Below are 9,884 nucleotides of genomic sequence, written 5' to 3'. Positions count from 1 at the left end.
CGCGGGGGGGGGGCCCCCCCGGCCCCGCGGCCGCCGCCCCCCCCCCCCCCGGGGCCCCCCGCCCCCCCCCCCCCCCCCCCCCCCCCCCCCCGCGCCACCTCCCCCATCGAGGGGGAGGTAGGTCTTTGCGCCAGCAGCCGCAGCCACATGTATTGCGCGGTGTTGGTGTCCTGGTACTCGTCGACGAGGATGTATTTGAAGCGCTTGTGGTAGTCCTTCAGCACGTCCGGATTGGCGCGGAAGATGCGGATCGGGTGGCAGAGCAGATCGCCGAAGTCGCAGGCGTTCAGCGTCTTCAGCCGCTCCTGATAGGCCTTGTAGAGTTCCCGGCCCTTGCCGTTGGCGAAGCTGCGCGCGTCGCCCTCGGCAATGTCGGCGGGGCCTTGGCCCTTGTTCTTCCAGCCGTCGATCATCTGCGCGAACTGCTTGGCCGGCCAGCGCTTGTCGTCGAGACCTTCGGCCTGGATCAGCTGCTTGATCAGCCGTACGACGTCGTCGGTGTCGAGGATGGTGAAATCGGATTTGAGCCCGGCCAGTTCGGCGTGCCGCCGCAAGAGCTTGACGCCGATGGAGTGGAAGGTGCCGAGCCACGGCATGCCCTCGACGGCTTCGCCGACGAGATGGCCGATGCGCTGCTTCATCTCGCGCGCGGCCTTGTTGGTGAAGGTCACCGCCAGGATCTGGGAGGGGAAAGCCCTGCCGGTGGCCAGGATATGGGCGATGCGGGTGGTCAGCACGCGTGTCTTGCCGGTGCCGGCGCCGGCCAGCACCAGGACCGGGCCTTCGGTGGTTTCCACCGCCAGCCGCTGCTCGGGGTTCAGGCCGCTGAGATAATCGGGCGCGCTGTTGGGTCCGCTGCGGGCCGCCATGGCGCGCGCCGCTATGCCCGACGGGGCCGCGGGCCGCGCGTTGGGTTCGTCAAAAAAGGGCATGTCTTCCGCAAAGCCGGACATCTCCCCCGAATGTAGTGATTCGGGAGCGAAAGACCAGAAGTGTCTACGTTTTGTTCTGGTTTGGAAGTGAGATTCTGGGGCGCAGTGCGAATTCATCGTCCCGACGCCGGACAATGTCGTGGAGGTGCTGCAGCGTGGGAGCGGAATGAAGTCGAGCGTTTGCTCTCGCCTTATGCTGGCAGGGCCAGCTTGACACACGCGGCCTGGGGGAGAAAGCTGGCGACAGGGCAGGGGCGGCTGCCCGTGAGGCGCTGCAAAGCGCATCAGTCGAAGGAGTATCGTCTTGGCTGTCGTCATCACCTCCCTCATCCTGTTCCTCATCGGCCTCGCACTTGGCGGCGGCGGCGTCTGGCTCGCGATGCTGGGCGGCAGCTGGTACTATGTCATCACCGGTCTCGCCTTCCTGATCGCCGCATGGCTGCTCTTCCGGCGCAAATCGACGGCGCTCTGGCTCTACGCGGCGATCGTGCTCGGCACGCTGGCCTGGGCGGTGTGGGAAATCGGCTTCGACTGGTGGGAACTCGGACCGCGCGGCGGCATCATCGTGCTTCTGGCGCTGTGGCTGCTGACACCTTGGGCAAGGCGGGGCCTGACCGGCCCCGACGCGCGAGCGCCGCTCATTCTGGCCGTGCTCGCATCGCTCGCCGTCGCCGGTTATTCGATGACGGCCGATCCCAAGGACATCGCCGGCGACCTCAGCGCCGACAAGGTGACGCCGACTGCCGATCTCGGCGGCAATGTGCCTCCGGGCGAATGGCATTTCTACGGCCGTACGCAATTTGGCCAGCGCTATTCGCCGCTCGACCAGATCACGCCCGAAAATGTCGCCAAATTGCAGCCGGCCTGGACCTACCAGACCGGCGACGTGAAAGGGCCGGACGATGTCGGCGAAACCACCTACCAGGTGACGCCGCTGAAGGTGGGCGACGCGCTCTATATCTGCACGCCGCACAATTTCGCTATCGCCATCGATGGCGCCACCGGCAAGGAGAAATGGCGTTTCGATCCCAAGATCAAGCTCGACAAGGACCGCCAGCACCAGACCTGCCGCGGCGTGTCCTATTATGCCGATGCCAAGATCGCCGCCGGCCAGCCTTGCGCGACGCGCGTCTATCTGCCGACCTCGGATGCGCGGCTGATCGCGCTCGACGCCGCCAACGGCCAGGTCTGCGCGTCCTTCGCCGAGGCCGGCACGCTCAATCTGTTGACCAACATGCCGTATCCGAAGTCGGGCTATTATTACTCGACCTCGGCGCCGCTGATTGCCGGCGGCAAGATCATCATCGGCGGCGCGGTCAACGACAATTATTCGACGCAAGAGCCGTCCGGCGTCATCCGCGCCTTCGACGTCGACACCGGCGCCCTGGTGTGGAACTGGGATTCCGGCAATCCGGACCAGACAACGCCGCTGGCGGCAGGCCAGACCTACACCCACAACTCGCCCAACATGTGGTCGACGGCAAGCGCCGACGAGAAGCTCGGCCTGCTCTATGTGCCGCTCGGCAACCAGACGCCGGACCAGCTCGGGATGGGCCGCAGCGCCAATGTCGAGAAGTTTTCCTCCTCGATCACCGCGCTCGATCTCGCCACCGGGCAATTGCGCTGGGTGCGGCAGACCGTGCATCACGACCTCTGGGACATGGACGTGCCGGCACAGCCGACGCTGGTCGACATCACCACCGCTGCCGGCGTCGTTCCGGGCCTGGTCGGGCCGACCAAGCAGGGCGATCTCTACGTGCTCGACCGGCGCAGCGGCGAGCCGATCATCCCGATCAAGGAAGTGCCGGCGCCGGGCGGCGCTGTCGAGGGCGATCACACGTCGCCGACGCAGCCGGTCTCGGATCTCTCCTTCAATCCGAGGCCGCTGACCGGCGCCGACATGTGGGGCATCACCATGTTCGACCAGCTGGGCTGCCGGATCGAATTCCAGGGCCTGCGCTACGAGGGCCGCTATACCCCGCCGTCGGTGCAGGGGTCGCTGGTCTATCCCGGTAATTTCGGCACCTTCAACTGGGGCGGCGTCGCCGTCGATCCGGTGCGGCAGGTGATGTTCGGCATGCCGACCTATCTGGCGTTCAAATCGCAGCTCATTCCGCGCGACCAGGTGCCGCCCCCGGATGAGGGGCGCGGCAGCGAACAGGGGCTGAACCGCAATGAGGGCGCGCCCTATGCGGTGGTGATGGGGCCGTTCCTGTCGCCGCTCGGCGTGCCCTGCCAGGCGCCGCCATGGGGCTATGTGGCGGGAGCGGACCTCAGAACCGGCAAGATCGCCTACAAGCACCGCAACGGCACCGTCTACGACATGACGCCGTTGCCCTTGCCGCTGAAGGTCGGTGTTCCCGGCATTGGCGGGCCGATGATCACCGCCGGCGGCGTCGTCTTCCTGGGCGCGGCGGTCGACGACTATCTGCGCGCCTATGACCTGACATCGGGCAAGCAGCTTTGGCAGGCCAGGCTGCCGGCCGGTGGGCAGTCGACGCCGATGACCTACACCGTCGCCGACGGCCGCCAGTTCGTGGTCATCGTCGCCGGCGGCCATGGCTCGGTCGGCACCAAGCCCGGCGACTATGTGATGGCCTATACGCTGCCGAAGTAGCAGCGATGTGACTTAGGTAAGTGATCGGCCCGGCAGATATTCTGTCGCGCCGCCCCTCATCTGCCTGCCGGCATCTATACGGGGAGAAGTGCCCGGCAGGGCGATGAGGGCAGCAGCAGCCTTGGTCAGCTTGCGTAAGAGATGGCCTTTGAGGCTGGGCACGGAGCCCAGTACTTCATTGGTTAGCTGCGGCCCTGTTTCGGCCTGCTGGATCAGCGTGGTGCCGGCCGACGCCGGTCGACGCGGACCTTCACCATCCGAGCGGCGGCTGCGGCAGCAGCGGAGCGCATTGCCAGCAAGGCAGCAACAGCAAGCACGAGCGCGCTTGCAAGGATCGGAGTAGACAAGGTCATGGCGTTGTTCCTTCTCGTCGGGCTCGCCGCTACGAGCGAGACCATCATCAGCTTCCTTCCATATTGTGGCGGCACCATCGACATTCTCTGAAATGACCAAAATGTGATGGGCGCGTTCGGCGGGGCGGCCGCATCGTTCGATGGCGCAAGCGTCACCCATCCGAGACTGGACCGTGCGAGCTTGCACCCTATCTTGATCCGCGAGTCATCCCGGAGTGACCGCGAGGTCATCCCGGAGTGACCATGAGGTCATCCCGGAGTGACCGTGAGATCATCTCCTAACGAGGAGCACGCCATGACGAAACCCACCGCCGAAGCCGTCAAACCTGCCAAACCTGCCATCACCCAGGCGATGATCGATGCCTATGACGAATACACGCATCTGACGCTCGACCGCCGCCGCTTCATGGAACAGCTGACCAGGCTTGCCGGATCGGGCGCGGCGGCGGCCGCGATCGCGCCGCTGCTTGCGGCGAATTCGGCGCAGGCGGCAATCGTCGCCGACAACGATCCGCGCGTGAAGGCTGAAGATATCACCTATTCCGGCAGCAGCGGTGAGATGAAGGGCTATCTGGTCAGGCCGGCGGACCAGTCCGGCAAGCTCGGCACCGTCATCGTGGTGCATGAGAACAGGGGGCTCAACCCGCATATCAAGGATGTTGCGCGGCGCGTTGCGCTGGAAGGGTTCGTGGCGCTGGCGCCGGATTTCCTGTCGCCGCTCGGCGGCACGCCCGCTGACGAAGACAAGGCGCGCGACATGTTCACCAAGCTCGACGCCAGCCAGGTCACCGCCGATGGCCTGGCGACCATCGCCTATCTCAAGGGCGAGAAGGACGGCAACGGCAAGGTCGGTGCTGTCGGCTTCTGCTGGGGCGGCGGCACGGTCAACAATCTGGCGGTCAACGCGCCCGATCTCGCCGTCGGCGTCGCCTATTACGGCATGCAGCCGAAGGCCGAGGATGTGGCGAAGATCAAGGCGGCGCTGTTGCTGCACTATGCCGGGCTCGACGAGCGCATCGACGCCGGCATCGATGCCTACAAGAAAGCGCTCGACGCCGCCCATGTCGAATACACGCTCTATGTCTATGACGGCGTCAACCATGCCTTCAACAACGACACCTCGGCCGCGCGCTACGACAAGAAGGCAGCCGATCTCGCCTGGGGACGGACGATCGCTTTCCTCAAGGAGAAGCTGGCGTAGGCTTCAGGCCGCCGACGACGCCCATACGCTTTCATAGGCCGGCGACAGCGTAAAACCGGCCGGCAGCACCGAGACCGGGGGCGGGCGCCGCACGCCCTCCTGCAGATAGCGCAACGCCGACACCAGTCCGTTCATCGTGTAGGGCTTGGCGATGACGCCGATCGCGCCGGCGAAATGGTCGGGGATGCGTTTTGGATTGGCGGTCATGAACACCACCATGGAACGGTTACCCTCGCGGATATGCTCGGCAACCTCGACCCCGGTTGGTCCGTCGGCGAGGTGGATATCGACAAAGGCAATATCGGCATCGGCGGTATCAATCATACCTCTTGCTTCGGCCAAGGATGTCGCCCAACCCACAACGCTGTGGCCGGCTTCCTCGACGAGGCTTTCCAGTTCCATCGCCAGCAACGCCTCGTCCTCGACGATCAGGACCTTGAGCGGTTCGTTCATGACAGCTTCCCTTTCTGCTGCGGTTCGTTCGGCATCGAGATGACGACCTTTGTGCCCGGGCCGGCGTCGCGCCATTCGATGTCGGCATGCAACTGCCGGGCAAGCGACTTGATCAGCCGCATGCCGAAGGAAGCATCGCCACTGGCCTCGGCCATGCCGACGCCGTCATCGGAAACCTCGATGTTGAAGTGGCCGTCGGGCTGGCTCATCTTGATGCCGATGCGCCCCGCGGTGGTGCCGTCCGGCTTTGCCTTGAAGGCGTGCTTCAGCGCGTTGGTGACAAGCTCATTGACCATCAAGGCAACAGGCGTGGCTTTTTCGGCCGGAATGACGATGGGTTCGAGGTCCAGCGTCGGCTTGATCTCGGCGCGTCCGGATGCGGTCAGCAGGTCGGTGACCAGATCCCTGGCGAAATCCGAGACATCGAAGCGGCTGACATCCTTTGACTGGTAGAGACGGCGATGCACCGTGCTCAGCGCCTCGATGCGCTCCAGCATGGTGGCCAGCGATCGCTTTGTCGCTTCATCCTTGATTGCCCGGCTTTGCATGATGATCAGCGAGGAGATCATCTGCAGGTTGTTTTTCACCCGATGGTCGACCTCGTGCAGCAGCGTGGTCTGCGCCTCAAGGGCGGCCTCAAGCTCGCGCGTGCGTTCCTTGACAGCCTTTTCAAAGCGGTTCTTGTCGGCGGTGATGCGATCCTCCGAGCGCTTGCGATCGGAGACATCGAGCTGTGAGGCAAAGAAGAACAGGAGTTCGCCTTTGTCGTTGGAAACCGGGCTGATGTAGAGCGCATTCCAGAATGTCGAGCCGTCCTTGCGGTAGTTCAACAGATCGATGGCGATATCGGTTCCCGCTGCTATCGCGTCGCGCACGCTAGCCACAGCTGCCTTGTCTGTCTCTGGCCCCTGCAGGAAGCGGCAGTTCTTGCCCATGACCTCGTCGCGCTCGTAGCCGGTCAGGCGCAGGAACGCGTCATTGGCAAAGACGATCGGATTGTCCGCCTGACGGGGATCGGTGATGACCATCGACATGCGGGTGGCGCGGATGGCGGCCGCGAACGGATCGCCCTTGCCGTGCTCGGCATGCAGATTGTCCGTCATGTGCCATGCGTCGGCCGGTTCCCTGGTCCTTTTCCAGTCCATGCTTTCACTCCAAGCCGTTTTTCAGGGGTCACAACGGCTTAGACGTGGAATTGGTTCAATCTTGATCTTCTTGTCGCAGGCAGCCGTTTGCGAAACCGAATCGCCGGTTGCGCAAACTGTCGAAATGAACGGTTTTTGAAGGTTGTCGGATGCAGCCGATTCGCTGAAAGCGGGGCTGGCGCAGACCTTTGGAAATGATCAGGTCGCAATGGTCCGTGGCGGCGCTCGCCGGTGGCGGCTTTCTCAGAACAGCGGAAACATCAGGCGTGGCCACGCTTCATGCGCGCCTGCTTCAGGATGGCGCGCCAGCGGATCATGTCGAAGGGGATAGGCTCGTTGTTGTTGGCGATGTGGAAGATCTCGTTGTTGACGTTCTTCAACGAGCGCCAGAAATCATAGTCGGTGATGCGCGGATCGGCAGCCAGCCTGTCCACCTCGACCTTGATGTCGGTTTTCATGCACGTTCCTCGAACCGCCTGTTGCCCGCCGCCCGCGTCACAACTCGCATGGCACCGTTCTCAAACGGTCAGCTGAGTCGTTCAATGGCCCAAATGGGTTGTTCACGTTAAAACCTTGGTAAGGTTAACGCGGGCGCGGCAGCGCTTCAAGCGGTCCTGCGGCGAATACCGATCGAACGGCCGGCGCGCTCGGGCATCGGCAGTGCAGAATGGGCGGCGCGCATGGCTTCCACCTTGGCCTGCACATCGGCGGGGAAGGGCGCGACTTTCGGCCCGGACATGTCGACATGCAGCGACAGGGTTTCGGAGGTGGCGGCAAGCCAGCCATCGACATGGCGGATTTCCTGGTAGGCCCTCAGCCGCTTGTCGTCGTGATCGATCAGCTGGAAGGATACGACGACCTTGTGTTCGAGGTGCAGTTCCTGGACATAGCAAACATGGACTTCGGCCGTGTAGATGGTCAGGCGCCGCTCTTCGACATAGTCCAGCCCCATGCCCATCGCCTCGAACGCCTCATCCGAGCAGCGGTCGAACAACACGTTGTAATAGGCCATGTTGAGATGGCCGTTGTAGTCGATCCAGTCCTTCTCGATGTCCATCGGTTTGGAAACTAAGGGGGCGGGAACAGGCATGGAAAGTTCCTTGTTCTGGTGCTGGACAGAGCGCGGCAGTCGAGACTACGCATCCATAATCGCATAACAAGCGTGGACGCTGGTCCATTCGCGGAGGAATTCATGGCTCTGAGCGACCTCAATCCGGTCGAACGCAACGAGGAAGGCATCGCCGCCGTGCTCGGCATTCTCAAGCAGCAGCTCGGCGAACGCTTCCAGACAGGCGCGGCGATCCGCTCGCAGCATGCGCATACCACCACCTATATTCCGACGCAGGCGCCTGACGGTGTCGCGTTCTCGGAGACGACAGAAGAGGTGCAGGAGATCGTACGTGCCTGCGCCGCGCACCGCGTGCCGGTCATCGCCTTCGGCGTCGGTTCCTCGCTGGAGGGCCACACCAACGCGCCGGGTGGCGGCATCTCGGTCGACACCTCGCGCATGAACCGCATCCTGTCGGTCAACCCCGAGGATCTCGACTGCACGGTCGAGCCTGGCGTAACGCGCGAGGATTTGAATCGGCACCTGCGCGATACCGGCCTGTTCTTCCCCATCGATCCCGGCGCCAATGCTTCGCTCGGCGGCATGGCGGCAACGCGGGCCTCCGGCACCAATGCGGTGCGCTACGGCACGATGCGTGAAAACGTGCTGTCGCTGACGGCCGTCATGGCCGATGGCGAGACGGTGACGACCGGCAAGCGGGCGAAAAAGAGTTCGGCCGGCTACGATCTGACGCGGCTTCTGGTCGGCTCGGAAGGCACGCTCGGCATCATCACCTCGCTGACCTTGAAGCTGCAAGGCATTCCGCAGGCGATCTCCGGCGGCGTCTGCCCGTTTCCAAACCTCGAGGCGGCCTGCAACGCGGTCATCGCGACCATCCAGATGGGCATTCCGGTGGCGCGGATCGAACTGGTCAATGGACTGCAGATGCGGGCGATGAAGAATTACTCGAAGCTCGATTATCCCGAGAGCCCGTGCCTGTTCGTCGAGTTCCACGGCAGCGATGCCGGCGTCGCCGAACAGGCCGAGACCTTCGGTGCCATTGCTGAAGACAATGGCGGCGGGCCATTCCTTTGGACCAGCGTCGCCGAGGAGCGCACGAAACTCTGGAAAGCCAGGCACGATGCTTATTGGGCGTCGCTGACGCTACGGCCGGGCGCCAAGGGCCTTTCGACCGATGTCTGCGTGCCGATCTCGCGGCTGGCCGAATGCGTTGCCGAAACCGAGGCCGACATTGCCGAGATGGGCCTGGTTGCGCCGATCGTCGGCCATGCCGGCGACGGCAATTTCCATGTGCTGGTGCTGATGGACGTCAACGACCCCAAAGAGATCGCGCTGGCGGAGAAATTCGTCTCGCGGCTGAACATGCGGGCGATCGCCATGGACGGCACCTGCACCGGCGAACACGGCATCGGCCAGGGCAAGATCGGCTTCCTGCGCCATGAGCTCGGCCATGGTGTCGACATCATGCGCTCCATAAAAAAAGCGCTCGACCCGCAAGACATCATGAACCCGGGCAAGATATTACCTGCATAGCCGAAATGTGAGGAGCGGCAATGGATACCCTGATTATAAGGGCATCGCTTGGCAAGACACTGTTACTGCTGTCGGCCAGCCTCTTCTTTGTCCTGGCCTGCGCTTTCCTGATTTATGTCTCCGAGGACGGCGACACCGCCGGCCTTTGGTGGTGCGTGGCCTTTTTCGGGCTGGTCGCGTTGGTGTTTGCCTGGCAGCTTGTGCGGCCGCAGATTCTGGTGCTGAACGGACAAGGTTTCAGTCTCGGCGGAGGCCTTGTTCGATCGCCCAACCTGGTCCCCTGGAAGAATATCGAAAGCTTCTTCGTCGTCCATCGCCGGCGCAGGATAGGCGATATGATCGGGTACAATTTCGCACCGGGGGTCAAGAAAAGCTCCGTCATGGGCAGCGTGACCAAAAGCCTCGGCGCCGAAGCCGCATTACCGCAGGGCTGGACATTGTCGCCCGAGGAGATGGTGGTGCTGCTGAACGAATATCGCCGACGGGCCATGGCAGGATAGTCTCTTGCGCACAGGCCGGACCGCGGTCAAAGGCGTCCAAAAATCTCTGCTCTTCCAGATACATCAGAGATCAAGCAACTC

The 9,884-nt window shown here is 63.4% G+C and carries 11 protein-coding genes; 4 read left to right on the top strand and 7 right to left on the bottom strand.

What is annotated here, in order from left to right; translation table 11 throughout:
- A partial coding sequence (locus tag NKJ77_RS29775; protein WP_352536205.1) for an ATP-dependent helicase occupies window positions 1-953 on the bottom strand: 953 nt, incomplete at its 3' end.
- 283 nt (window positions 954-1,236) lie between these two features.
- On the opposite strand from NKJ77_RS29775, the gene NKJ77_RS29770 reads away from it, so the two are divergent.
- The gene (locus tag NKJ77_RS29770; RefSeq protein WP_352536204.1) at window positions 1,237-3,549 is read left to right on the top strand and encodes a glucose/quinate/shikimate family membrane-bound PQQ-dependent dehydrogenase; all 2,313 of its coding nucleotides are present in this window, start codon (window positions 1,237-1,239) and stop codon (window positions 3,547-3,549) included.
- Window positions 3,550-3,561: 12 nt separating this feature from the next.
- Here the strand turns inward: NKJ77_RS29770 and NKJ77_RS29765 are convergent, their stop codons facing one another.
- Window positions 3,562-4,062 (bottom strand): hypothetical protein, encoded by a 501-nt coding sequence (locus tag NKJ77_RS29765; RefSeq protein ID WP_155923825.1) that lies wholly within the window; start codon window positions 4,060-4,062, stop codon window positions 3,562-3,564.
- A gap of 135 nt (window positions 4,063-4,197) precedes the next feature.
- On the opposite strand from NKJ77_RS29765, the gene NKJ77_RS29760 reads away from it, so the two are divergent.
- Window positions 4,198-5,103, top strand: coding sequence for a dienelactone hydrolase family protein (locus tag NKJ77_RS29760; protein WP_023682108.1), 906 nt, complete (start codon window positions 4,198-4,200; stop codon window positions 5,101-5,103).
- Window positions 5,104-5,106: 3 nt separating this feature from the next.
- Here the strand turns inward: NKJ77_RS29760 and NKJ77_RS29755 are convergent, their stop codons facing one another.
- The 5 genes from NKJ77_RS29755 to NKJ77_RS29735 all read right to left on the bottom strand — a co-directional run bounded on the left by NKJ77_RS29755 (window position 5,107) and on the right by NKJ77_RS29735 (window position 7,791).
- Window positions 5,107-5,556, bottom strand: coding sequence for a response regulator (locus NKJ77_RS29755; protein WP_023668313.1), 450 nt, complete (start codon window positions 5,554-5,556; stop codon window positions 5,107-5,109).
- Window positions 5,553-6,701 carry a histidine kinase dimerization/phosphoacceptor domain -containing protein gene (locus NKJ77_RS29750; RefSeq protein WP_023682107.1) on the bottom strand — a complete coding sequence of 383 codons (1,149 nt, stop codon included), beginning with the start codon at window positions 6,699-6,701 and terminating at the stop codon, window positions 5,553-5,555. Before NKJ77_RS29750 ends, NKJ77_RS29755 begins: the two co-directional genes overlap by 4 nt.
- 55 nt (window positions 6,702-6,756) lie before the next feature.
- On the bottom strand, window positions 6,757-6,975 hold the full coding sequence (locus tag NKJ77_RS29745) for a hypothetical protein (protein ID WP_155929625.1): 219 nt from the start codon (window positions 6,973-6,975) through the stop codon (window positions 6,757-6,759).
- Window positions 6,962-7,159 (bottom strand): hypothetical protein, encoded by a 198-nt coding sequence (locus NKJ77_RS29740; protein ID WP_013531006.1) that lies wholly within the window; start codon window positions 7,157-7,159, stop codon window positions 6,962-6,964. The genes NKJ77_RS29745 and NKJ77_RS29740 overlap by 14 nt, the downstream gene beginning before the upstream one ends.
- Before the next feature lie 146 nt (window positions 7,160-7,305).
- Window positions 7,306-7,791 carry a thioesterase family protein gene (locus tag NKJ77_RS29735; protein ID WP_023699589.1) on the bottom strand — a complete coding sequence of 162 codons (486 nt, stop codon included), beginning with the start codon at window positions 7,789-7,791 and terminating at the stop codon, window positions 7,306-7,308.
- A 102-nt stretch (window positions 7,792-7,893) separates the two neighbouring features.
- Between NKJ77_RS29735 and NKJ77_RS29730 the strand changes: the two genes are divergently transcribed.
- Complete coding sequence (locus tag NKJ77_RS29730) at window positions 7,894-9,303, top strand: FAD-binding oxidoreductase (RefSeq protein WP_023725338.1); 1,410 nt, start codon at window positions 7,894-7,896, stop codon at window positions 9,301-9,303.
- Window positions 9,304-9,323: 20 nt separating this feature from the next.
- The gene (locus NKJ77_RS29725; protein WP_023667425.1) at window positions 9,324-9,803 is read left to right on the top strand and encodes a hypothetical protein; all 480 of its coding nucleotides are present in this window, start codon (window positions 9,324-9,326) and stop codon (window positions 9,801-9,803) included.
- Window positions 9,804-9,884: the final 81 nt, after the last annotated feature.

Origin of the sequence: Mesorhizobium sp. M0052 (assembly GCF_040323255.1) — a bacterium.
Classification (GTDB): Bacteria; Pseudomonadota; Alphaproteobacteria; order Rhizobiales; family Rhizobiaceae; genus Mesorhizobium.
The sequence above is the reverse complement of the archived record's forward strand: the minus strand, read 5'-3'. Positions and strand labels throughout refer to the sequence as shown.

Excerpts from the sequence above, each read along its gene's own strand:
- NKJ77_RS29765 (WP_155923825.1), bottom strand. The coding sequence starts at position 4,062 with ATGGGTGACGCTTGCGCCATCGAACGATGCGGCCGCCCCGCCGAACGC.
- NKJ77_RS29760 (WP_023682108.1), top strand. The coding sequence starts at position 4,198 with ATGACGAAACCCACCGCCGAAGCCGTCAAACCTGCCAAACCTGCCATC.
- NKJ77_RS29755 (WP_023668313.1), bottom strand. The coding sequence starts at position 5,556 with ATGAACGAACCGCTCAAGGTCCTGATCGTCGAGGACGAGGCGTTGCTG.
- NKJ77_RS29750 (WP_023682107.1), bottom strand. The coding sequence starts at position 6,701 with ATGGACTGGAAAAGGACCAGGGAACCGGCCGACGCATGGCACATGACG.
- NKJ77_RS29740 (WP_013531006.1), bottom strand. The coding sequence starts at position 7,159 with ATGAAAACCGACATCAAGGTCGAGGTGGACAGGCTGGCTGCCGATCCG.
- NKJ77_RS29735 (WP_023699589.1), bottom strand. The coding sequence starts at position 7,791 with ATGCCTGTTCCCGCCCCCTTAGTTTCCAAACCGATGGACATCGAGAAG.
- NKJ77_RS29730 (WP_023725338.1), top strand. The coding sequence starts at position 7,894 with ATGGCTCTGAGCGACCTCAATCCGGTCGAACGCAACGAGGAAGGCATC.
- NKJ77_RS29725 (WP_023667425.1), top strand. The coding sequence starts at position 9,324 with ATGGATACCCTGATTATAAGGGCATCGCTTGGCAAGACACTGTTACTG.